General features: G+C 51.4%; 20 protein-coding genes. 11 read left to right on the forward strand and 9 right to left on the reverse strand.

All coding sequences use genetic code 11. The features are described 5' to 3' along the window. From ACO0K4_RS15220 to ACO0K4_RS15230, 3 genes are all read right to left on the reverse strand, one after another. Positions 1 to 223 (reverse strand): DUF2058 family protein (locus ACO0K4_RS15220; RefSeq protein WP_422955874.1); only part of this gene is annotated, 223 nt, incomplete at its 3' end. 188 nt (positions 224 to 411) lie between these two features. Next, complete coding sequence (locus ACO0K4_RS15225; protein ID WP_422957497.1) at positions 412 to 1,050, reverse strand: NAD(P)H-dependent oxidoreductase; 639 nt, start codon at positions 1,048 to 1,050, stop codon at positions 412 to 414. Between the two features lie 428 nt (positions 1,051 to 1,478). After that, on the reverse strand, positions 1,479 to 2,156 hold the full coding sequence (locus ACO0K4_RS15230; RefSeq protein WP_422957498.1) for a GntR family transcriptional regulator: 678 nt from the start codon (positions 2,154 to 2,156) through the stop codon (positions 1,479 to 1,481). Positions 2,157 to 2,313: 157 nt separating this feature from the next. On the opposite strand from ACO0K4_RS15230, the gene dctP reads away from it, so the two are divergent. From dctP to ACO0K4_RS15280, 10 genes are all read left to right on the forward strand, one after another. Beyond that, positions 2,314 to 3,336: a TRAP transporter substrate-binding protein DctP gene (dctP, locus tag ACO0K4_RS15235; protein ID WP_422957499.1), complete on the forward strand. Its 1,023-nt coding sequence runs from the start codon at positions 2,314 to 2,316 to the stop codon at positions 3,334 to 3,336. Continuing rightward, on the forward strand, positions 3,333 to 3,887 hold the full coding sequence (locus tag ACO0K4_RS15240; protein WP_422957500.1) for a TRAP transporter small permease: 555 nt from the start codon (positions 3,333 to 3,335) through the stop codon (positions 3,885 to 3,887). The genes dctP and ACO0K4_RS15240 overlap by 4 nt, the downstream gene beginning before the upstream one ends. Beyond that, a complete protein-coding gene (locus ACO0K4_RS15245; RefSeq protein WP_422957501.1) occupies positions 3,884 to 5,233 on the forward strand; it encodes a TRAP transporter large permease in 1,350 nt (449 codons plus the stop codon). The genes ACO0K4_RS15240 and ACO0K4_RS15245 overlap by 4 nt, the downstream gene beginning before the upstream one ends. Further along, complete coding sequence (mdcA, locus tag ACO0K4_RS15250) at positions 5,233 to 6,900, forward strand: malonate decarboxylase subunit alpha (RefSeq protein ID WP_422957502.1); 1,668 nt, start codon at positions 5,233 to 5,235, stop codon at positions 6,898 to 6,900. The genes ACO0K4_RS15245 and mdcA overlap by 1 nt, the downstream gene beginning before the upstream one ends. Positions 6,901 to 7,168: 268 nt before the next feature. Further along, positions 7,169 to 7,495 carry a malonate decarboxylase acyl carrier protein gene (gene mdcC, locus ACO0K4_RS15255; RefSeq protein ID WP_422957503.1) on the forward strand — a complete coding sequence of 109 codons (327 nt, stop codon included), beginning with the start codon at positions 7,169 to 7,171 and terminating at the stop codon, positions 7,493 to 7,495. Beyond that, positions 7,492 to 8,406, forward strand: a complete 915-nt coding sequence (locus tag ACO0K4_RS15260) for a biotin-independent malonate decarboxylase subunit beta (protein ID WP_422957504.1) — start codon at positions 7,492 to 7,494, stop codon at positions 8,404 to 8,406. Before mdcC ends, ACO0K4_RS15260 begins: the two co-directional genes overlap by 4 nt. Next, a complete protein-coding gene (mdcE, locus tag ACO0K4_RS15265) occupies positions 8,406 to 9,122 on the forward strand; it encodes a biotin-independent malonate decarboxylase subunit gamma (RefSeq protein ID WP_422957505.1) in 717 nt (238 codons plus the stop codon). The genes ACO0K4_RS15260 and mdcE overlap by 1 nt, the downstream gene beginning before the upstream one ends. Next, positions 9,106 to 9,828 (forward strand): malonate decarboxylase holo-[acyl-carrier-protein] synthase, encoded by a 723-nt coding sequence (gene mdcG / locus ACO0K4_RS15270; protein WP_422957506.1) that lies wholly within the window; start codon positions 9,106 to 9,108, stop codon positions 9,826 to 9,828. Before mdcE ends, mdcG begins: the two co-directional genes overlap by 17 nt. After that, positions 9,825 to 10,802: a triphosphoribosyl-dephospho-CoA synthase MdcB gene (gene mdcB / locus ACO0K4_RS15275; RefSeq protein WP_422957507.1), complete on the forward strand. Its 978-nt coding sequence runs from the start codon at positions 9,825 to 9,827 to the stop codon at positions 10,800 to 10,802. The genes mdcG and mdcB overlap by 4 nt, the downstream gene beginning before the upstream one ends. Then, entirely contained in the window at positions 10,799 to 11,713 is a 915-nt protein-coding gene (locus ACO0K4_RS15280; protein WP_422957508.1) for an ACP S-malonyltransferase, read from the forward strand. The genes mdcB and ACO0K4_RS15280 overlap by 4 nt, the downstream gene beginning before the upstream one ends. A 345-nt stretch (positions 11,714 to 12,058) precedes the next feature. On the opposite strand, the gene ACO0K4_RS15285 is transcribed toward ACO0K4_RS15280, so the two are convergent. The 4 genes from ACO0K4_RS15285 to ACO0K4_RS15300 form a co-directional block, all read right to left on the reverse strand. Then, positions 12,059 to 12,790: an ABC transporter ATP-binding protein gene (locus ACO0K4_RS15285; protein WP_422957510.1), complete on the reverse strand. Its 732-nt coding sequence runs from the start codon at positions 12,788 to 12,790 to the stop codon at positions 12,059 to 12,061. Position 12,791: 1 nt separating this feature from the next. After that, positions 12,792 to 14,786, reverse strand: a complete 1,995-nt coding sequence (locus ACO0K4_RS15290) for an ABC transporter permease subunit (RefSeq protein WP_422957658.1) — start codon at positions 14,784 to 14,786, stop codon at positions 12,792 to 12,794. A 13-nt stretch (positions 14,787 to 14,799) separates the two neighbouring features. After that, positions 14,800 to 15,690 carry a branched-chain amino acid ABC transporter permease gene (locus tag ACO0K4_RS15295; RefSeq protein WP_422957511.1) on the reverse strand — a complete coding sequence of 297 codons (891 nt, stop codon included), beginning with the start codon at positions 15,688 to 15,690 and terminating at the stop codon, positions 14,800 to 14,802. A 212-nt stretch (positions 15,691 to 15,902) separates the two neighbouring features. Then, positions 15,903 to 17,060, reverse strand: coding sequence for an ABC transporter substrate-binding protein (locus ACO0K4_RS15300; protein WP_422957512.1), 1,158 nt, complete (start codon positions 17,058 to 17,060; stop codon positions 15,903 to 15,905). 440 nt (positions 17,061 to 17,500) lie between these two features. Between ACO0K4_RS15300 and ACO0K4_RS15305 the strand changes: the two genes are divergently transcribed. Further along, a complete protein-coding gene (locus ACO0K4_RS15305) occupies positions 17,501 to 18,208 on the forward strand; it encodes a haloacid dehalogenase type II (RefSeq protein WP_422957513.1) in 708 nt (235 codons plus the stop codon). Positions 18,209 to 18,293: 85 nt separating this feature from the next. Here ACO0K4_RS15305 and ACO0K4_RS15310 read toward each other — a convergent pair whose 3' ends face one another. Beyond that, complete coding sequence (locus ACO0K4_RS15310; RefSeq protein WP_422957514.1) at positions 18,294 to 20,426, reverse strand: S9 family peptidase; 2,133 nt, start codon at positions 20,424 to 20,426, stop codon at positions 18,294 to 18,296. A 217-nt stretch (positions 20,427 to 20,643) separates the two neighbouring features. Beyond that, positions 20,644 to 22,563 (reverse strand): glucokinase, encoded by a 1,920-nt coding sequence (locus ACO0K4_RS15315; protein ID WP_422957515.1) that lies wholly within the window; start codon positions 22,561 to 22,563, stop codon positions 20,644 to 20,646. Positions 22,564 to 23,002 lie beyond the last annotated feature (439 nt).

A 23,002-nucleotide genomic window follows, 5' to 3' on the forward strand; every position in this document is an offset into this window, starting at 1 on the left:
TCGCTTTTTGGCTCGCGGCCGCATCACGTTGCGCATTGAGTTCACGAGCGCGTTCGGCATTTTTGCGCTGCACTTCCAGCGCGGCCAGGCGCGACTCATCTACGCTCTCGTTGCCAGTCCGGCGCTCAACCTTCTTCTGCTTGGTCTTTTCCTGGTGGACCAGCTTGGCTTTGTTTTTATCGACTAGTCCTGCTTTTAAAAACTGATCTTGCAATGAGGCCACTATACGACTCCGTAAAATAAGTGCCATCGGTCCAGGGCAACGCTGCCGACCAGTGGCAAGTCGCTAGCATAGCAAAATTTTTTATTCTGCAAGGCCGTAACCTGCAATAAGTAGGGTGGACCTCTCCTAATTATGTGCGACGGCAGTCAGTCAGCGCACCTCATACTGGCTGACTGCCTTGAAACAACTTACTTCACTTCAGTCACAAACTTCTCATTCGGACGGCGTACTTTTTTCAGGTTGACCAGCCAGTCTTTGTCTTCTTCACGATAACCCAATGGCAGGATCACGACGCTGCGCAGGCCGCGTTCTTTCAGGCCCAGAATTTCATCGACGGCTTTGGGATCAAAACCTTCCATTGGCGTGCTGTCGACTTCTTCGTAAGCCGCGGCGATCAGGGCTGATCCCAGACCGATGTAGGCTTGACGTGCGGCGTGCTGATAGTTGACTTCGGCATCGCGTGCCGGGTAGCTGCTGAGCAGCATCTGGCGATAGTTTTCCCAGCCTTCGTTTTTAAAGCCACGTTCGTCGTTGGTCAGGTCAAACATCATATTGATGCGGTCTGCGGTGTAGTTGTCCCATGCGGCGAATACCAGCAAGTGGGAGCAATCGGTGACCTGGCCCTGGTTCCAGGCGACTGGTTTGATTTTTTCGCGCACTTCTGGATTGGTGACGACGAAAATTTCGTAAGGTTGCAGGCCGCTGGATGTGGCGGTCAGGCGTGCGGCTTCGACGATGCGGTCAACTTTTTCTTGCGGCACTGCTTTTGCCGGGTTCATCTTTTTGGTAGCGTAGCGCCATTTCAGTTTTTGGATCAAATCGGACATGGATTTCTTTCAATATGTAATTATTAAATGGATGGGTGCGTATCAAGTCGGGCTGATATCAATCCGACTCCGGTGTTTAAGTTTAATAACAATGAAAAACGATTAAGAACAATTAAATCGGATGCAATGTGTTTTTTACTACCTTGGCGAGCATAACATCGACGCTGATTTCGCGTATTTGCCTGCTCTGTGATTCAGATACTGATCGCATATAAGGACGCCCGGGCTATTTGACAATAGCGTGACGATATCTGGAGCCAATGGGAAGCTGCAATGTGGGTGAAAATCCGTCTGGAATTAGCTAAAAAAATATACTCCTGATGAGTATATTTTTAATACCGCAATAAAACAAAGCGGATCAAGACATATTTATAGAGCAATATTGGGGAGTATATCCAATACAAACAACCTGACACTTTATAGGGAAATTATTTTGTAGCCGCCTGCGCCTTTGGCAAAGACGCCATCAGGTCGGCAAATCGCTGCCCCTGAATCATGATATGGCCACGCAACAACTCTGCCGTCAGCTCGCCGTCACCCGCCAGAATTGCCTGAACCACGCCATCATGCTCCGAAAATGACGCGCCGACCCGATCACGCACGCGGAGCTGCAAGCGCCGGTAATGACGCAGGCGCCGGTGTAGTGCCATCGCCTGCTCAGCCAAAAAAGCATTGTGACTGCCCTGATAAATAATATGGTGGAAGGTCTCGTTGCAATAGAAATAATCGTCTGAGTTCTGCGCTGTACTGGCATCTTTACAGGCCTGGTGGGCTGCCAGCAAATCCTGTTGCTCTGCAGGCGTCATGCGGCGTGCAGCAAGCCTGCCGCACATCGCCTCGAACTCTGCCATCACTTCAAACATTTCAACCAGTTGCTGCGGCCCCAGCTCGGCGACAACCGCGCCGCGCCGCGGACGAATCACCACCACGCCCATCGAGGCCAGTTGTATCAGCGTCTCGCGGATTGGTGTGCGGGAGACACCAAACTCATTTGCCAGTTCGGTCTCATCCAGATGCTGACCGGGAAGCAATTTACCGATGGCAATCATTTCCTCGATAGATTCACGCAGACTCTGTGAGCGACTTTTTAAGGTGGGGGTAAGCAAAACGCCTCCTTTGTGTAATTTTGCTCATTATATGTACAAATACGCTTGCTTTGTATTTATTTGAGATATATCTTGTATACACAAAAATAAATTATGCATGCAAGATCAGTGAATCATGGCAATGCAAGCGACTCATCCCTTCAATCCAGGAGACAACATGTCCACACTTTCTACCCGCAGAGCCATACTTGCTGCTATTGCTGCCAGCCCGTTTTTCACCATGTCCGCATCCTGGGCGCAAACCGCGGCGCTGAAGATTTCGCACCAGTTCCCGGGGGGTACGGTGAACGAAGGCGATTTTCGTGACCGCCTGTGCCGCATGTTTGCCGCTGAGGTCGAGAAACGCTCTAAAGGTAGTCTAAAGTTCGAAATCTATCCTGGCTCTTCATTAATGAAAACCAATGCCCAGTTCTCATCCATGCGCAAAGGGGCGCTCGATCTGTCGCTGGTGCCGCTGTCGTATGCGGGCGGCGAAGTCCCCGAAGTCAATATCGGCCTGATGCCCGGTCTGGTGACGTCCTATGAACAAGGCTATAGCTGGAAAAATGCCGAGGTAGGCAAAGAACTTAACCGCATTTTGCTCGATAAAGGCATTGTGGTCGTGAGCTGGATCTGGCAAGCCGGTGGCGTTGCATCGCGCGGCAAACCCATCGTCGATCCGGACGATGCCAAGGGCATGAAAGTCCGCGGCGGTTCGCGTGAGATGGATTTGATCCTGAAAGCCGCAGGTGCCGCCGTAGTGTCGTTGCCGTCCAATGAAATTTATGCAGCGATGCAAACCGGTGCGATGGATGCTGCCCTGACCTCATCGACATCACTGATTTCCTTCCGTCTGGAGGAAGTATCGAAGAGCCTGACCACCGGACGTACCGGTGCGTACTGGTTCATGTTTGAGCCATTGATGATGTCGAAAGTCGTGTTCGACAAACTCAGCAAAGATCAACAAGCCACCATCATGGCAGTCGGTGGCGAACTGGAAGCCTTTGCGCGTAAATCTGCTCAGCTCGATGATTCACTGGTGGCCGCTGTGTACCAAAAAGCCGGTGCGAAAGTCGCTGACCTGAATCCGGCTACGCTGAAAAAATGGCAAGCCATTGCACGTACTACCGCATGGAAAGACTACGGCGAAAAGAATGAGAACTGCGCCAAATTGCTGAAGCTGGCGGAGAAAACATTATGAGTCACGGATTTGAAATGGAGCCTGCCAAAGGCCCCGCGATCCCCGACCAGAAACTGATTGCAGTGGCATCACGTCTGCTCGATCATTTCAATCAATTCCTGATGAATCTGTCGATGCTGGCACTGGTATTGACGGCATGCATATTGACCTACTCCGTCATCAGTCGCTATTTTTTTAAAGCCCCGACAGACTGGCAGGATGAAGCGTCTGTATTCATGCTGGTCGGCGTCACTTTTTTCTGTACCGCCTATGTGCAGTCGTATCGCGGCCACATCGGGATCGAGGCGCTTGCCTCGCTGTTACCGGCGAAAGTCAACGCGTTTCGCATGTTGATGGTGGATGTGCTGTCGTTCCTGTTTTGCGCGTTTTTTTCATGGAAATCCTGGACACTCTGGCATGAAGCTTTTGTCGATGGACAAACCACGACATCAACTTTTGCACCGCCGTTGTGGATTCCTTACGGCATGATGGCGTTCGGCATGTCGCTGCTGACATTACAAATTTTTGTGCAGGTATTGGCGCGCCTGACTAACAAGCGGGGTGCCAGATGAGTGAACTGACCTTAGGCGCTCTATATGGCGCAGTGACCCTGGTTGTGATGTTCTCCGGGATGCCGATTGCATTTGCGTTGGGCATTGTGGCGGCAAGTTTTATGTACTTCTTTATGCCTGCCTCATCGCTGGATACCGTGACCCAAAACGTGTATGAGGAAATGGCTTCGATTACCTTATTGTCGATCCCCTTATTCATCTTAAAAGGTGCGGCAATCGGCAAATCCCCTGCGGGTAAAGATTTGTACTCGGCAATCCATACCTGGTTGCACAAAGTTCCTGGCGGCCTCGGCATTGCCAACGTGGTTGCCTGTGCACTGTTCGCGGCGATGGCTGGCTCTTCCCCAGCGACATGCTCTGCCATCGGTTCTGCAGGCATACCGGAAATGCGCAAACGTGGTTACTCACCGGGATTTGCTGCGGGCATTATTGCGGCAGGCGGAACCCTCGGTATTTTGTTACCACCCTCAATCACCATGATCTTGTATGCAGTCGCTGCCGAACAATCTCTGGGACGTCTGTTTCTCGCGGGTGTCGGCCCCGGCGTATTGCTGGTCGTGCTGTTTGCTGGTTATGCCGTCTACCGCGCACGCAAAGAATATCGGCTCGCCCTGATCGCCTACGAACAGTCGGGCACGGAATCCGCCTATCTGGAAAAAGAGCATTTCACCCTGGCGCAAAAAGTCGAAATGCTGCCACGTGTTTTACCGTTTGTGATCTTATTGATTGGTGTCATGGTAGCGCTGTACGGCGGCTTCGCTACACCGTCTGAAACGGCTGGCCTGGGCGCTCTGCTGGCGATGGCATTGATCGCCGTGGTGTACGGCGTATGGCGGCCAAAAGATCTGCGACCGATCCTGACCTCGACGATTAAAGAGTCAACCATGCTACTCCTGATCATCGGTATGTCGCTGCTGTATTCGTATGTGATGAGCTACCTGCATATCAGTCAATCCGCTGCGCAATGGGTAGTTGATATGCATTTATCCAAATGGATATTGCTGGCAGTGATACTGGCGATGGTAATTGTGTTTGGATTTTTCTTGCCACCTGTATCAATCATCCTGATGACGGCACCGATTATCCTGCCTCCGCTGAAGGCGGCTGGCTTTGATCTGATCTGGTTCGGTATCGTGATGACGGTCGTCATGGAGATGGGCCTGATCCATCCTCCTGTGGGCTTGAATATTTTTGTGATCAAGAATATTGCACCGGATATTCCGCTCAAGGATGTGATCTGGGGTGTGATGCCTTTCGTCTCCCTGATGTTCCTTGCCGTATTGTTGCTGTGCCTGTTCCCGGGAATCGCAGTCGGCCTGCCGAACACCATCATGGGAGTGAAATAATGCATGCGCGTCCGCAGGTCTGGAATACCTTGCAAGAGAATCGCCAGCAGCGATTGAGGCGTGCGCGGGATACGCTGGATCAGAGCCTCACCGGTAAAATCCTGCCTGCGGCGCGCATCATCGATCTGCTTCATCAGGTCATCGAGTGTGGCGACAGAGTCTGCCTCGAAGGAAATAATCAGAAGCAAGCAGACTTTCTCGGGCAGTCATTAGCCAGACTGGATCCTGCGCGGATTCATGATCTGCATATGCTGCAATCCGTGCTGGCCTTGCCTGAGCATCTGGATATTTTTGAAAGAGGGATTGCATCGCGTCTCGATTTTTCGTTCTCCGGCCCACAAGCTGGGCGTGTCGCTAAACTCGTCAGCGCGGGCAAACTGAATATCGGTGCGATCCATACGTATCTCGAATTATTCAGCCGTTATTTTATCGACCTGACGCCACGCGTATCGCTAATCGCTGCAGAAGCTGCTGATCGTCACGGCAATTTATATACCGGTCCGAACACCGAAGACACTCCGGCGATTGTGGAAGCGACCGCATTCAAAAACGGTATCGTGATTGTGCAGGTGAATCAGATTATGGACGTCTTGCCGCGCGTCGATATTCCCGGCGACTGGATTGACTTTGTCGTTGAGGCACCGAATCCATATTACATCGAACCGCTGTTCACCCGCGATCCGGCACAAATCTCAGAAATACAGGTATTGATGGCCATGATGGCGATCAAAGGGATCTATGCAGAATACGGCGTCAAGCGCCTGAACCACGGCATCGGTTTCGACACCGCCGCCATCGAATTATTGCTACCCACCTATGCAGAATCGCTGGGACTGAAGGGCAAAATCGCCAGTCACTGGGCGCTCAATCCCCACCCTGCCTTGATCCCGGCGATTGAGGCAGGCTTTGTCGAATCGGTCTATTCATTCGGGTCCGAACTGGGGATGGAAGACTATATCCGCGCCAGACCCGATGTGTTTTTTGTCGGACCGGATGGCTCCATGCGCAGCAACCGCGGACTATGCCAGGCAGCCGGGCACTACGCCTGCGATATGTTTATCGGATCGACACTGCAAATCGATTTGCAAGCGAATTCATCAACCGCAACGCTGGGCAGAATCGCCGGTTTTGGCGGTGCGCCAAACATGGGTGCCGATGCGCGTGGCCGCCGCCATGCCAGTCCAGCCTGGATCAAGGCAGGCCAGCAAGCACGTCAGGGTAAAAATGTGATTCCGCGTGGACAAAAACTGGTGGTGCAGATCGTCGAAACCTTCAGAGAACATATGCAACCGGCGTTTGTCGATCAGCTCGACGCATGGGAATTAGCAGAGCAGGCAAAAATGGAAATCCCGCCGGTCATGATCTACGGTGACGATGTCACACATATTTTGACCGAAGAAGGCATCGCGAATTTACTGCTCTGCCGCAACGATGAAGAGCGCGAACAGGCTATCCGTGGTGTCGCAGGCTATACCGCAGTCGGCCTGGCACGCGACAAACGCATGGTAGAGAATTTACGGGACCGCGGCATCATTCAGCACGCAGAAGATCTCGGTATCGACAAGCGCCTGGCAACCAGGAATCTGTTAGCGGCAAAGTCGATGAAAGATCTGGTGCGGGCATCAGGCAATTTGTACCAGCCGCCGAAACGATTCCGGAACTGGTGAGTAGCGAGGGTCTTGGTTTTTGTGTCAGTCCTGTCGATGTAATTTTTTAATGTGAGTTTTTATAAATTCTCCACATTGAACACGCAGTCTGGATGCGGCTCTCAGAGGCATTTTGTGCCAGAAGGCGCACCAGAGTTGCAGGTTCATTTGTAGAATCGGCACATCAGACGCCGCTTGCTCTAGTTTTTCTCTGTGTCTCTGTGCCTCTGTGGTGAGGTTTTTGGTTTTTGCGCAAGCCTCATAAAAATAGAAAATAATGAAAGCGATAATGGAACATTTATCTTATCGATTCGAGCATGGCCATCGTCCTGTCCCGCAACAAGCGGAATTGGTTGGCGTAGTCAGCTCAGGGAATCTGGAAGTATTAATTGAAGCCTGCCCGCTGCAACAAGCCTGCGTGATAGAGATCAATACGGCAGCGACTGGCTTTGGCGCGATCTGGGCTGCGGTGATGACAGATTTCAACGCACGCTGGTTGCTTGCCGATGTCAAGATCACGATCAACGACATGGGAGCAACGCCCGCAGTCGTCAGCCTTCGTCTGGATCAGGCGGTAGAGACGCTGCTGGGTCAGTCACAGGGAGCACATACATGAGCAGCTATCTCGAATGCAATGCCCGCGAACGGATTCAACAACTGTTTGATCCGAATAGTCTGGACGAATTTTTACTACCATCGGCCAGGGTAATCAGCCCGCATCTAGGGCAACTGAATGCGCCGGTCGCCTTCGACGACGGTGTGGTGGTTGGCAAGGCGCTTTTGCATGGCGAGACTGTTTTTATTGCGGCACAAGAAGGCGGCTTCATGGGAGGCGCGGTGGGCGAAGTCCATGGTGCCAAGCTGGTGGGCATGTTACGCCGCGCAGTACTAGAAAAACCGCGTGCTGTCGTCCTGTTACTGGAAACAGGGGGTGTACGTTTGCATGAGGCCAATGCGGGATTGATTGCCGTATCTGAAGTCATGCGCGCCGTGCTCGATACCCGCGCTGCGGGCATTCCTGTGATCGTCTTAATCGGTGGGTCGAATGGTTGCTTTGGTGGGATGGGCATCGTTGCCCGTTGCGCAAACTGGATCGTGATGTCAGAAGAAGCGCGTCTCGCCATGTCCGGTCCGGAAGTCATCGAGACAGCGAACGGTGTAGAAGAATTCGACTCGCGTGATCGCGCACTGGTGTGGCGTACAACCGGTGGAAAACACCGCTATATGATTGGCGATTGTCAGGCAATCGTGACTGACTCTGTCGGGGCATTTCGTACTGCGGCAATCGAAGCAATAGAAGCAATCCAGATTAGCTGTGCTGACCATAGCGATCATGTTGCGCTTTCACTAGAGGCACTGGAACGTGAGCAGGATTTATTGACGCAACGGATTAATGCCTTTGGCACGTTACGCGACCCGCTGGATATCTGGCGTGCACTCGGCATGAACGATCCGGCCAATATGCCGATGCTGGAGATCAGTGACTTCATCAGCAAAGCGCAACATCACCGACTGGGAGCCGCATAATGCAATGGCAAACACTGGCAAATGCCCTCTTCCCGCTCGGACATACTATCGGTGAAAAAGATTGTTTTTTATCTGGCAACGGACAAACCCGTCAAGAAATAGTTGCGGTCGTCGGCACGACGAATCACGCGCCGATAGGTGTCGAAATCGCCTTGGCGCAAGCAGCATTTGTGCTCGACACCGTACGTCAACATCCTTTGCGGCCGATACTCTTGCTGGTAGATACGCAAGGTCAGCGGCTACGCCATCGTGATGAAATACTGGGTATCAACAGCTACATGGCACACCTCGGCAAATGTGTAGAACTTGCGCGTAGAAAAGGGCATCGCGTGATCAGTCTGGTATATGACCAGGCATTGTCTGGTGGCTTTATTACCAGCGGCTTGATGGCAGATGCCTGCTATGCCTTGCCAGATGCAACCATCCGCGTAATGGGTCTGCCAGCGATGGCGAGGATCACCAAAGTGCCGGAAGAAAGACTGACCGAACTCGCTATCAGCAATCCCGTGTTTGCACCGGGACCGGAAAACTATCTCCGCATGGGTGGGGTGCAAGGAATCTGGGGCGGTGATTTATCAACACAGCTTGAGCAAGCGCTATTGCATGTACAAAATAGCGATCTGCGCAGTGCGACAGGCAAGCAGCGCGGCGGCCGCCAATTAGCTCAGGCAGTCATTGATGCCATCCTCGCGGATCAGCATGTACTCGCGCCATGATCTGGTCTGGCTATCCGACCAGGGATGGCAACAGGCAAGGGATACAGCGACACCCGGGCATCGTCATATTATCGAAACATGGCGACTAAGCGACTGGCCGCTGATCGTACGGCGGCATGATGCTGATGCCGGAGATGAGGTTATCTGTCTTGGACTGGCCTTACCGCCAAACACCACCGACGGCAGCAAGCAAAGGATCGCTCTGCGCGTAGAAAAAGTACTGATTGCGCGATCAAGCCCTGCATTGTCTTTGCACGATATTATCGAAACCGCACCGCAGGAATGGCAGCAAGCTCTCAGTCATTTTTCAAGCTTAGCAAACTTAGCATGCTTACCCGCTACACTAAAGACATCATCACCGCCACTGGACATGCGCGTCTTTGGCTCGGCTGCATTACAACGTCTTACCGGACTCTCGTATGTCACTGCGCGTTCGGATATTGATCTTCTATTTTCACCAAAAAATCTGAATGAGTTAGAACAAGGTTTATCTTTGCTGACATCCTTTAGCACGCTGCTGCCACTCGATGGCGAAATCCTCTTTCCCCAGCAACAGGCAGTGTCCTGGCGGGAGTGGCAACTCGCTACCGCAAGCCAGGCACGAGTACTGGTCAAGACCATGCATACGGTATATCTGGCATCTACAACGTCGCTGATTGCGTCCCTCGTTCAGAATCAGACTACGGCCGGGGAGCTTGCAGCATGAGACAATCGCAGCCTACGATGTCTGCTTTGGCTACGCACCGCAGCGTCGTTTTCTCCCATATAAATGAACGGATAGAAAACGACTGTCATCAGCGTCATGCAGCCGCCGACGTGACTACAAAGATCGCAAAAATTGCAGTCCGGTGTTTGTATACAGAACTGTCTCTGTACCCAAAACCAGGACTGGTCTCGTTGATTGATAACGGCAGTCATACCGATATGAATGCTACAAGCTTCATGCGTAGCCTGTTCACCTTACGCCACTACTTTAAAGCAATCACTCAGGCTGGCTATGAACAGGCATCCTTTAGTCAGTTAAAAAAATTAGGTATCGAAGCAGAGCAAAGAATGATGCTGGCGACAAAGGGCATCAACACTCACCGTGGTGCTATCTTTAGCCTGGGAATGTTGTGTGCAACTACCGGATATTTAAGTGCTCACAATATCGCTCCTACACCCGATGCGATCCGGCAAACTCTTCTTGAGCAATGGGGAACTGAACTGAGTTTGCATGGACAAAATTCCAGCCATGCACCTGATAATACGTCGAATGGCATTCGTGTCGCGCAACGCCATGGCGCAAGCGGAGCACGGGAAGAAATTGCATCGGGATTGCCTTCGGTATTTGATATTGCCTTGCCTGCGCTGCGCAGCACATTCAATGCAGGACGCTCTATGTACGAGGCACGCATTGACACTTTCTTTGCCTTGATGGCCTATATCAGCGACACCAATGTCTATCATCGCGGCGGCGCTGAAGGCGCATTGATCGTCAAAGAACAGGCTCAGAGTTTCATGAATGCCGGAGGCACAGCGCATCCCGACTGGTATCACAAGGCACTGACCTGCCATCAATTGTTTTGCGCAAAACGTTTATCACCGGGTGGTGCTGCGGATCTGCTTGCGGCGACTTGTTTCGTACATGAGATACATGAAATTTGCGAACATAAGATTTGCGATGGTGAGCTTGTATGAACCCTCGCTTACTGGTGCTATGTTCGGGTCAGGGTACTCAGCATGCAGGGATGTTTGACCTGCTGACTGGTAACAGCGATGCAGAAACCTTGCGCGGTATGTGCGCGCCGGAACTACAGGCGATCGCTGAAAAACCAGAGCGTATCTTTGCCAATCAATACGCTCAGCCACTCATCGTTACCAGCCAGATGGCGATCTGGCATTGCATTAAAGATCGCGTACCAACACCGGCTCTGGTTGCCGGTTACAGCATAGGGGAGCTCGGCGCTTATGGCATTGCTGGCATGCTGGATGCACGGCAAATCATCGGTCTGGCACGACAGCGTGCGCAGTTGATGGATGCCTGTCGCGATCCACAGCGCGCGCAAATCATGGTCGCCGTGAATGGTGTTCATCTGCGTCAGGTCAGGAACTTAATTCAGGATCGTGGTTTTGAGATTGCCATTATCAATGCGGATGACGCGCTTATCCTTGGTGGCATAGCCGATCAGTTCGCGAAATTAGAAACCGAACTCGTAGAGCACGGCGCAAAAGTACAGCAGCTTGCGGTACATATCGCATCGCATACCTCGTGCTTACGCAATGCCTGTCAGCCATTTCATGAGAAGCTTCAGGCATGTGATTTCCTTAGCGGAATCTGTCCGGTAATCTCGGGCAAGGATGGTAGTCAGATTCATGGCAAGCACGCGGCAGTAACGCAGCTCAGCCATCAATTACTTGAGACGATACACTGGCATGACTGCATGGATGCATTTGCAGAAAATGGCATCAGCGTTGCATTGGAACTGGGGCCGGGTGCGGCCTTATCCAGAATGCTACAAGCCAGACATCCGCAGATTGCCTGCCGCTCTGTGTCCGAATTCCGTAGCGTTGACGGCATCATCCAATGGCTGTCGCGACAGTTTGAATAACGAACTTCATTCGCAATCTGGTATCTTGCTTGGGTGGTGAGATGGGTCATCGCGGTTCTCCTTTGAAGCTTAGTCACTTAAAAGGGTACCGCTATTTCTCCATTTCACCCTTACTTTCTCCACTTCTATGCGTCAATTCGAACGCAAATTCTCAATTTCAGGCCAGAAGGCGCATTGTGCTTGCGACTTCATTTTGAGATTCCACGAAACTGCTTACTCCTGCTTTGTTCTTTGTTTCCTTGTGTCTGTGGTGAGGGCGGGTTAATTTTTGTGTCAGTCCACTATAAAAAACCCTCCTAAAGTGTAGGAGAGTTTTTTCTTCATACGACGGAAAATCAGCAAACGTCATTCATGCGCATGATCGCCACCCAGATAGGCCGCTTTGACTGCAGGATCGTTTTTGAGTTTGTCTGCAGGCCCATGTACAGAGATGCGACCATTTTCCAGAACATAACCATAGTCGGCCACGTTCAACGCAGCCGCCGCGAATTGTTCCACCAGCAGCATGGTGACGCCCTGCTCTTTCAGACGCAGGATGATACGAAAAACTTCTTCCACCAGAATCGGTGCCAGCCCCATTGACGGTTCATCCAGCAAAATCACTTCAGGATTCAGCATGACGGCACGCGCCATCGCCAGCATCTGCTGTTCCCCACCAGATAGGGTACCGGCAAGTTGATGCTGCCTTTCTTTCAGCCGGGGGAATAGCTCCAGGGCTTTTTCGAGATCCGCTGCAACATCTCCTTTTGGACGAGAACGGGTGAATCGGGGAAACGCGCCCAGCAACAGATTATCGGTGACGCTCATGGTAGAAAATACCCGGCGACCTTCTGGGGAATGTGCCAGGCCAGCACGGGCTATCTTATGCGACTCCAGGCCGGTGACATCTTTACCCGCCAGTTTTACGCTTCCCATCTTGGGCTTTAACATACCGGAGATGGCGCGCATGGTCGTGGTTTTACCTGCGCCATTGGATCCGATCAGCGTGACCACTTTACCTTTTGGCACGTCAAGAGAAATACCATGCAGGACTTCGACTTTGCCATAGGCTGCATGCAGGTTTGAAATAGATAACATGTCAGCCCCTTGCCTGATCTGCCATGACTGGCGTTATAGATAATGTGTCTGACGAAGGCTCTGTGCTGTCGTCACCAACCGAGCCACCGAGATACGCTTCGATCACTTTAGGATCGGCCTGTACTTCTGCTGGTTTGCCTTCCGCGATTTTTTGACCGAAGTCGAGTACCGTCACGGTATCGCAAATCGACATGACCACATCCATATGATGCTCAATCAGGATAATCGTGATGCCATGCTGACGGATCTTGCGAATGATGGCGATCAGCTCCTTAATGTCCGGCGCAGTTAAACCTGCGGCGGGTTCATCGAGCAATAAGAGCTGTGGATTCAGTCCAAGAGCGCGACCGATTTCTAACATCCGTTGTTTACCGTAGGGCAAATTGCGCGCTTCTTCTTCAGTCAGTGCAGCCAATCCCATGAATTGCAAAATAGCCGCAGCACGCACTCTGGCCTCATGCTCCTCACGCTTGTAACGAGGGGTGTGTAGCATGACGTCGAGTACGTTACTTTTAAAAGTGTGATGCAGACCAACCAGGATGTTTTCTGTCGCGCTCATCTCGCCGAATAACTGCACGTTCTGAAAAGTACGCGCAACACCACCTAAGGCAATTTCGGATGGAGTTAAACCGGAAATCGTTTTGCCATTGAACTCGACACTGCCGCCAGTAGGTTGATAAATACCGGTCAGTACGTTCATCATGGTGCTCTTACCCGACCCGTTCGGCCCGATCAGTCCATGCACCGTACATTTGACAATCGTCAGATCTACCTGATTCAATGCCTTGAGTCCGCCGAACTGCATCAGTACCTGCTTCGCACGCAACAGACTGCCGCTGATTGGTGTACTCGTGTCCGCCATGCTCCAGGCTTTTGATTCATCGGCAACTGCATTGGCTTGCACCGCATGCTCTGTCCGGGATCCGACCAGTCCGCGCATAAAACCAACGATGCCGTCCTGCAGGTAGTACACGACGAACAAGGTCATTAAACCAAAAATCGTCAAGCGCCAGTCAGTGATATTTTCCAGACGATAGGAGAACATCGCCATGCCGACTGTCGCTACCAGAGGCACGATAATGTCTCTGATCGTCTTACGTTTTTTCAGTAGCATGAGGGCCCCGGCGACCACACCGATGACCGCAGCCGCCGTTGCGATCTTGCGGAACAATTCAATATCGGCCAGCAAACTAGGCAACATGACGACAATCAGCGCACCCAATAAGGCGCCGCTACGGGTCTTGCGCCCCCCCATGATAATAGCGAGCAGGAACATGATGGTCAGCTCGAAGTTATAGGTGTTAGGCGAAATATATTCTTCTGAATAGGAGTACAAACTACCCGCCAGTCCAGCCAGCGCGGCGCTGATGACGAAGGCATATACTTTGTAGCGATAGACCGAAACACCCATACAATCCGAGGCAATCGGACTATCACGCAATGCCTGAAATGCTCGCCCGAGATGCGACTTTAAAATTCTGTGAACGACAATCAGTGACAGCACCATCATCAAGGCAACCAGATAGAAAAACCCTACTTCACCGAGTTTGACGCCGAAGAACATCGGCTTGGCAACTTTCAATCCCATCGGTCCTTCTGTCAGGAAAGTCATCTCATTAATGAGGATCTGAATGATCGTACCGAACGCCAGGGTTACCATCGCAAGATAAGGTCCTGTCACACGCAAAGCCGGTAGTGCCAGCAGAGCGCCGAATATCGCTGTCACGCCGATACTGGCAGGCATCGCAATCAGGAACGGCAAGCCAAATTTAAAATACAGCACACCGGTTGTATAAGAGCCGATACCAAATAATCCGGCATGACCGAGAGATACCTGCCCTGTATAACCCACCACAATATCCAGTCCAAACAACAGGATCGCGTAGATCAGTATCGTCTCGGCTAAGTGGATGTAATACGGGTTATGTACGATGACAGGAAAAGCGGCTAAAGCGATCAGGCCGATGATCGCAATAATGAAAGTTTTTTTATTCATCATCAGACTCATTTTAAACTTTCTTAATCGCTGTTTTGCCGAAGAGGCCAGCAGGTTTTACCGCCAATACCAGCAACAGCAACAACAGTCCCGGGACTTCTTTGTAACCTGTAGAGATATAGAATCCGGTGAGAGTTTCAGCAACGCCAAGGATCAATCCACCGACAATCGCGCCCATACCGGAGGTCAGTCCGCCGATAATCGCTACCGCAAACGCCTTGAGACCCAACGCCGTACCCATAGTGGCACCGGTGAGTGTCAGAGGTGCGACCAGAACGCCTGCGAAGGCAGCAGTTGCCGATGACAGCGCATAAGAGAAGGTAATGACCATGCTGGTATTAATTCCCATCAATCCGGCGGCGTCGCGATCGTTGGAGGTCGCTACCACGGCTTTACCGTAAATCGACTTCCGGTTGAATAACTCAACTGCCAGCATCATCGCCAGTGCACCCAGCACAACAACGATCTGCATCGGCTGTACGTTCGCGCCGAATACCTGGAACGGTGTCGCGGGCAGCGGTGTTGGAAATGTCAGATCGTCTTTGCCCCAGATATTTTCGGCGACATTTTTAAAGATGATGGCGAGCGCAATGGTGGACATAATCCAGCCGAATTCAGATTTAATTTTGATCGCAGGACGAACACCAATCCATTCAACGACCGCACCTTGTAAAGCGCCGAACACAATCACAATCGGAATCATGAGCCAGTAACTCATGTAGGGCCCGCCATGAATATTGCCGACCAGGCTGAGACCAACTAATGCACCTAGCATCAGTGCTTCGCCTTGTCCGAAATTCAGCGTACCGGAGGTCGCAAAAGTAAGTTGATAGCCGAACGCAATGACGGCGTAAATCATGCCCAGCGCAATGCCGCTGAACACTAATTGGAGAACAATATCCATGATGACCTTGAGAGCAAGTGTAGAACACAGAAATGACTGACATCTCACGATCCTTACAAACCGGATAAATCCTGATTGTGCAATCTGATGTGTGAGATGCCAGCGCTACCTACAACGAATACTTGTATTGATTTTTGAATTAATTCTTCAATTAACCAAAGAACCAAAAATCAATACTTAAGCAGCTGTGTTACTTGATGTGGTTGAAGAGCTTATTGCGCCAGAGCGACGTGGCCTTCTTTGACGGCACCCATGACTGGCATACCGGCTTTGATTGCTTCGTGATCTGCTTTAGAGAAAGGTTTGTCGTAAGTCGTCACAACACCCTCGACTTTTGCCTGCAAACCCTCCAGAGCTTCGCGGACTTTTGGTCCCTCTGTAGAACCGGCCTGCTTGATCGCTGCGGCTAACAAGTAGATGGAATCATAGCCCTGCGCTGCTGAAACAGGAGACGGGATCCGGCCGCCAGGTGGATTGTAGGCTTTCAGATAAGCGTCAATGAAGGCTTTACGTTTCGGCGTGTTGGGGATCTGGATGAAGGTTTGCGGCATTGATGCGCCCTCACCGTTCTTGCCTGCGTTGTCGATGAAGTTACCCATAGACAGAGTCCAGCTGCCGATCATCGGCACTTTCCAGTTCAGCTTTTCCATACCGTTGGCGATCTGTGCCAGTTCAGGACCGATACCGTAAGTCAGAATCGCTTGCGCGCCGGATTGCTTCGCCTTTAGCAACTGCGCTGTCATATCCACGTCTTTGATATTGAACTTTTCAACAGCAACGGGTTTCAAGCCTTTTTTATCCAGCGCTTTTTCCAAGTCTTCACGACCGAGCTGGCCGTAGTTGGTGGAGTCCGCCAGAATCGCCACCTTGCTCAGCTTGCGCTTGCCCACGGCTTCTTCGACGATCATTGCTGACTGAATTGTGTCGTGCGCGGCATTACGGAAAATATAGTTCTCAGGCTGATCAGCAAACTGCTTGGTCACCACGCTGCCGGTGGCAACATTGTTCATGACCGGAATTTTGGCTTCCTGATAAAAACGCTGGGATGCGAGCGCAACACCGGTGTTGATAAAGCCAACGGTGGAAACCACTTTTTCTTTATTGATGAGCTCTTGTGCGACCTGAACACCGCGTTCATTTTTTGCTTCATCATCACGCTCAACTAACTGGAACGGACGACCGAGTACACCGCCTGCTGCATTGATTTCGGTAACAGCGAGTTTGACGCCGTCACGCATGGACACACCCATCGGCGCAGAGCCGCCAGTGAATGGGCCGGTAACACCAATTTTAATCGGATCTGCCGCCACTGCTGATAATGCCAAAGTCGCCAACGCAGCTGCAATCATTGCCTGTAATTTATATGACATGTCGTCCTCCGTTTATATTATTTTGAACCATCTGATTTACTACAAAATTTCTGTTATGAAGCATGTGGAACATCGGCATTTTCCAGATAAATCACAAGCTGCCGCAGCATCCACACTTGCCCAACACAAACTAAGCACAAAGATTCTGGCATAGTGAATTTTATTCCCAAGTGAAAAGAAATTCATATTCACATGAAATCTTTGCATGCTTACGTGAGTGCCTACGCAGTACTACTGAAAAAAGCATATTTACCACGTTTTCCCTGCTAAATTTCATTTTGCATCGCACCAATTCTGCGTAAAAATACGGTGCTTTTCGAGATATAGAGTAAGCGGTATTGATTAATAATTTTCTCGTAAAAACAACGCCAGCTTTGTACCGGAGAAATTGATTGTTGCATGCAAGATAGTATGATCAGGCATCACCGCCAGGAGCCAAGATGAATCCAGAATCAGACCAACTCAGAGTACTCGCTTTTGATGTCTTTGGTACGGTTGTCGACTGGTATACCAGCGTCAGAAAAGAAATTGAACAGATTGCACCGGCAATCGACGGGAATCGCTTTGCGCTGGCATGGAGAGAAGCCTATGTCCCGGCGATGCAGCGTGTGATGTCGGGTCAAACCGGCTGGACCACAATCGACGTGCTGCACCGGCAAATCCTGGAGGACTTGTTGCCGCAATTTGGCTTAGCACAGATGAGCAATCATCAACGAGACCAGCTCAATCAGGTATGGCACCGGCTCAATGCATGGCCGGATAGTATTGCGGGCTTAGTCAGACTCAAATCGCGTTTTACGATTTGTACTCTTTCTAATGGAAATATGAGTTTGCTGACGAATATGGCAAAACATGCGGGCTTACCCTGGGACTGTATTTTGTCTGCAGAAATCTTCCGGCGCTACAAGCCCGACCCGGCAACCTATCTGGGCGTCGCAAACTTGTTAGACGTGCGACCGGATCAGGTCATGCTGGTAGCCGCACATCAAAGTGACCTGGCAGCAGCCAGAGCCTGTGGATTACAAACTGCCTATATTGAGCGCCCCGCAGAATATGGGCCGGCCGTTACCAAGGACATTTCAGCCAATCCGGCAAATACGTATCACGCCAGAGATCTCGCTCATCTCGCCGACCTGCTGGGCGCTTAAACTAGTGAGGAGTGCAAGATATTCCTGCGTGAGCCGTGCATCATCTCGTGATGCAGGAAATATCCGGCTCGCCATATTGTGATGACTATTTCATCCCAAGCTGATGCAGGATAAAACCGTATTCTTCCGCCGTCTGTAATTGACGGACGAAACGACCGGATTTACCGCCGTGTCCTGCTTCCATATTGACTTTGTAGAGCAAAGGCTGCTGGCCGGTTTTGGTCGCACGTAACTTGGCAACCCATTTGCTTGGCTCATAGTACTGAACCTGAGAATCGTACAAGCCTGTCGTGACCAGCATGGCGGGATAATCTTTTTTCTGGACGTTGTCGTAAGGCGAATACGAGAACATATAGTCGTACGATGCTTTTTGTTTTGGATTGCCCCATTCATCAAATTCGTTGGTCGTCAGCGGAATGCTCTCGTCTAGCATGGTCGTGACGACGTCGACGAAAGGAACGTGGGCAACCATACCGGCATATTTATCGCCGGCCATGTTGGCGACAGCCCCCATCAGCAAACCACCGGCACTGCCGCCCATTGCAACGACTTTGTCTTTAGCGGCGTAACGCTGCGCGACCAGGTAATCGGTCACATCGATAAAATCGGTGAAGGTATTTTTCTTTTTTAATAACTTGCCGTTCTCGTACCAGTCACGCCCCATTTCCTGACCACCTCGGATGTGCGCGATCGCAAATACAAACCCACGATCCAGAAGCGAGATCACTGCCGGACGAAAAACAGGATCAGTCGACATTCCATAGGAGCCATAGGCATACTGATACAGCGGCGCATGTCCGTCACGTTTAAAACCTTTACGATACACCAGTGATACCGGGATTCTGGTGCCATCCTGCGCGTTAGCCCACACCCGCTCAGTTGTGTAGTTCTGGCGTTTAAACCCGCCTAATACCGGTTGCTCCTTCATCAGCTTTCTCACGCCGGTTTGCATATTGACCGAATACACACTCGGTGGTGTCGTCAGCGAACTATAGCTATAGCGCAGTTCATCGGTATCCTGCTCAGCATTAATACCAAACGATGCCGCATAAGCAGGTTCGTCGGATTGAATAAATGTGGCCTTGTCAGGCGCATTCCAAGGCATGACCTTCAAGCGTAACAGTCCCTCAGAGCGCTCATTGATCGCGATAAAATTTTTAAACAGCGCAAAATTCTGGATGAATACAGATTTGTTATGCGGCACCAGCTCTTTCCACTGATTCCTGTCTCCCACCATGGCATCTGCCACTGACATCAGGCGAAAATTCGGTGCCTGCCAGTCGGTCAATATAATCCAGCGTCCGTTGATATGATCAACACTATATTTAAGCCCGGCAGTTCTTGGGGCAAACACCAACGGCATAGCCTCTGGATGATCGACGCTGAGAATATGCACTTCGCTCGTCTCTGTACTACGCAATTCGATGACAACGTAGCGATCATCGCCGGTACTCGCGATGCTCATGTAATAGCTATGATCCTGCTCGGTGTAGACAATCGTATCCTCCTTGGCATCAGTACCCAGCACATGTTTTTTGACACGGGTGGATAGCAGCGTCACCGGATCGTTCTCTATGTAAAACACAGTCTTGTTATCTGCCGCCCACACCACTTGTGGAGATAAACCGGTGATCTCATCGGTAAAATTTTTACCGGTTTTAAGATCGCGGAATTTCAGCGTGTACTGGCGACGACCGCTGTCATCCTCAAGGTAGGCAAGTAATTGTTCATTCGGGCTGACAGCTCTTTGTCCGACGTCAAAATACGCTTTATTTTTCGCTTCAAGATTCCCGTCCAGCATGATCTGCTCAGAACCGCCTGCGACTGGTTTACGGCCAAATACCGGATACTCCGCCCCTTTGGCGAAACGCGTGTAATACAGATACTGACCTTTTTTAAACGGGACAGTGCTGTCATCTTGTTTGATACGCCCAACAATTTCTTTGTATAGCCGATCAGTCAATCCCTGATAAGCCGAGGACTGCGCTTTGAAATACGCGTTCTCTGCATTCAGGTAATCCAGCATGGCGGGTAATTTGCGGGCATCATCGCGCAGCCAGTAATACGGATCGCTGCGCGTGCCGTTGGGTGACTCAACCAGATATGGCTGTTGTGCGGCTACCGGTGGTGCCGTGGACGCTTGCAATGCGGGTTTTGCCGATGCTGCTGATGCTGCTGATGCTGCTGATGCTGCTGATGCTGCTGATGCTGTAGGCATGACTGCTGAGGCAGCAAACACTGCGGGACAACATAGTAAGGAAACGGAGAAAGTCAGAAACGAAACGCCGGCGGAACGACTACGCATAATAGAACCTCGATAGTTAAGTTAGCCTGGCCGTGCGTACAATTTATCTGGACTAGTTCCTCTGCATAAATTGCACTACCGGCCAGGCTGATTTCATGGCTTGATGATGACAAAAAGTTTGACGACAAACTTATCTGCTGTGAGATGTCAGGCGCGCCAGCGGAGATGCAATACTGACGCCGGGAGCCTCATTGCGGGCACCTTTGTGTGAGTCAGCTCTTTTTGAGGAGGAGCTCGCTTCATCCAGACGCTCATCCGCCTCGCCGCCCAGCAGGCTACCGCCGTCTGGATTGCGTCGCATGGCAACGCCGACGGCGAGCATATCAATGACGAGTAAATGCAGGATACGGCTGACCATCGGCAAATGCGTAGAGACATCTTCAACATGATCAACGATCAGCGCGGCATCTGCCTTACGCACCAGCGGCGACTGGCTCGCTGCAATTGCGATGACCGTCGCGCCGCGCTCACGCGCTTTTTCTGCGACCTCGAGCAACTCCGGCAAGCGACCGCTGCTACTGATAATGACTACGACATCTTTCGGTTTTAACACGCTGGCGGCCAGCAATTGCAAACGTGAATCCGTATGTGCAACGCTAGGAATGCCAAGGCGTAAAAATTTGAATTGTGCATCCTGGGCAACCACGCCGTAATGACCGATTGCATAGAACTCCACGCGATCTGCATGCACGATCAAGTCAATTGCCCGGTCAATCATTTCACGATTAAGCTGGCTACGCACTTGTAATATCGCCGAGGCGGTATTACCCAAGACCTTTGCACCAAGCTCCAGGGCAGAGTCGTCATTGGTTACCTGAATATGCGTGACCGGTACCGTGCCAGTGAGTCCTGAAGCAAGGCGTAATTTAAAGTCAGATAAGCCTTCACAGCCCAGGGACCGGCAGAACCGAATCACCGTTGGCTGACTTACTTCGGCAGCTCTGGCGATCTCCGCGATCGGATCATTCAATACCGAGCGCGCATGCGCGAGTACATGCTCAGCGACGCGTAACTCTGCCGGTGACAACTCGGAACGGGCACGTCGAATCTGACCAAGAATTGCTGAGCCGGGATCGGCACTCAGTGTCCGCAATTGTGCGTCCAGGATCGCGGAAGCACCGGTAAAGGTTGCATGTTCAGCGGTAATGACAAAGGTCGGAATCGCTGCCACATAGCGACTGAAACGACCCTTGTCCTCAAAGCGCGAGCGGAAGCGCGACGCATCAAAATACGTGCCTAAGCGCGGCACAATACCGCCGCCGATATAGATACCACCCAAGGCACCCAGCGTAACCGCCAGATTGGCAGCAGCAGTACCGAGCAAGGCGCAAAAAACGTCCAGCGTATCAACACACACCGCATCCGTCTCATCCAGCGCCCGCTGCGTAATATCAGGAGCAGTCAACGCCAGCGGCGCAACCCCTGCCAGTTCAGCCAGAGCACGGTAAATCAGCTCAAGTCCGGGGCCGGATACCAGACGTTCGAACGAGACATGCTCAAAATGTTTCCATACGTAGCGCAGGACGGCAATTTCGCGTTCATCTCTAGGCGAAAAACTGGTATGCCCGCCTTCGGAACCGAGAGAAATCCAACCATCCCCTGCGGGAATCAGGCCAGAAACGCCGAGGCCGCTGCCGGGTCCAAGCAGGCCAATCACACTTTGTTTACTCGCATCGCCAGTACCGATCTGCCGGATGTCATTAGGCCCCAGCCTTGGCAATGCCATTGCCAGCGCAGTGAAGTCGTTGACGATCAGCAAGGTGTCAAGGCCGAGTTTTTGCCGCATTTCTTCAATCGAAAATTGCCAGTGGTAGTTGGTCATACTCACCAGATCACCATCTACCGGATTCGCAATAGCGACGGCAGCATGCTCGACATGCTGAGAAGGAACAGATGCCAGATAGGCGGAGACTGCGGCAGCAAAATCAGGAAATTCCGCGCAGCGCAAGGAGTCAATATGCTGGAAATCACCTTTCGCCACCTCTAATGCAAAGCGGGCGTAGGTACCGCCGATATCGGCAATTAAGCGTGGACTGTCAAAAGGGAGCATGTACGTTCATTTCTTATTGTAAATAGTGATCAGGTCATCCCGGGATACGTACCAACCCATCCATTTCAGCCAGCCCGTACACAGGATCAAATCTCGCCGCGCTATTGTAGTCCTGCGGCTCAGTGAACGATAGTTGTTCACTGGTACAGGTGCTTTTTTGTTAAAAAATGCCAACAAGCAATGCAACAGCCGACTTGGCATTGAATACAAAGTTTGCGCAAAACAGTAGATGTAACTTCACTACAACACACCCATCATAGAGCATAAACTCCCGAGATAGCAGCTCATTCCGCCAGAACCTTAGCCATTCTGACTGACTTACGTAGACAGGACTGATACAAAACGACAATCCAACACCACAGTCATATTGAATCCGCAGGCTGCATGCGGCTTTCAAAGGCTTTTCATGCCAACAGGCGCATCCGGCTTGCGGGTTCTT

The organism is Undibacterium sp. RuTC16W, assembly GCF_049339445.1.
GTDB lineage: Bacteria > Pseudomonadota > Gammaproteobacteria > Burkholderiales > Burkholderiaceae_D > Undibacterium.

Bases quoted from the DNA above. Each gene is read 5' to 3' on its own strand.
- mdcA (WP_422957502.1), top strand. From the start codon at position 5,233: ATGCATGCGCGTCCGCAGGTCTGGAATACCTTGCAAGAGAATCGCCAG.
- ACO0K4_RS15245 (WP_422957501.1), top strand. From the start codon at position 3,884: ATGAGTGAACTGACCTTAGGCGCTCTATATGGCGCAGTGACCCTGGTT.
- mdcE (WP_422957505.1), top strand. From the start codon at position 8,406: ATGCAATGGCAAACACTGGCAAATGCCCTCTTCCCGCTCGGACATACT.
- ACO0K4_RS15290 (WP_422957658.1), bottom strand. From the start codon at position 14,786: ATGAATAAAAAAACTTTCATTATTGCGATCATCGGCCTGATCGCTTTA.
- ACO0K4_RS15300 (WP_422957512.1), bottom strand. From the start codon at position 17,060: ATGTCATATAAATTACAGGCAATGATTGCAGCTGCGTTGGCGACTTTG.
- ACO0K4_RS15260 (WP_422957504.1), top strand. From the start codon at position 7,492: ATGAGCAGCTATCTCGAATGCAATGCCCGCGAACGGATTCAACAACTG.
- mdcB (WP_422957507.1), top strand. From the start codon at position 9,825: ATGAGACAATCGCAGCCTACGATGTCTGCTTTGGCTACGCACCGCAGC.
- ACO0K4_RS15280 (WP_422957508.1), top strand. From the start codon at position 10,799: ATGAACCCTCGCTTACTGGTGCTATGTTCGGGTCAGGGTACTCAGCAT.
- mdcC (WP_422957503.1), top strand. From the start codon at position 7,169: ATGGAACATTTATCTTATCGATTCGAGCATGGCCATCGTCCTGTCCCG.
- ACO0K4_RS15240 (WP_422957500.1), top strand. From the start codon at position 3,333: ATGAGTCACGGATTTGAAATGGAGCCTGCCAAAGGCCCCGCGATCCCC.
- ACO0K4_RS15225 (WP_422957497.1), bottom strand. From the start codon at position 1,050: ATGTCCGATTTGATCCAAAAACTGAAATGGCGCTACGCTACCAAAAAG.
- ACO0K4_RS15295 (WP_422957511.1), bottom strand. From the start codon at position 15,690: ATGGATATTGTTCTCCAATTAGTGTTCAGCGGCATTGCGCTGGGCATG.
- dctP (WP_422957499.1), top strand. From the start codon at position 2,314: ATGTCCACACTTTCTACCCGCAGAGCCATACTTGCTGCTATTGCTGCC.
- ACO0K4_RS15305 (WP_422957513.1), top strand. From the start codon at position 17,501: ATGAATCCAGAATCAGACCAACTCAGAGTACTCGCTTTTGATGTCTTT.
- ACO0K4_RS15310 (WP_422957514.1), bottom strand. From the start codon at position 20,426: ATGCCTACAGCATCAGCAGCATCAGCAGCATCAGCAGCATCAGCAGCA.
- ACO0K4_RS15285 (WP_422957510.1), bottom strand. From the start codon at position 12,790: ATGTTATCTATTTCAAACCTGCATGCAGCCTATGGCAAAGTCGAAGTC.
- ACO0K4_RS15315 (WP_422957515.1), bottom strand. From the start codon at position 22,563: ATGCTCCCTTTTGACAGTCCACGCTTAATTGCCGATATCGGCGGTACC.
- mdcG (WP_422957506.1), top strand. From the start codon at position 9,106: ATGTACTCGCGCCATGATCTGGTCTGGCTATCCGACCAGGGATGGCAA.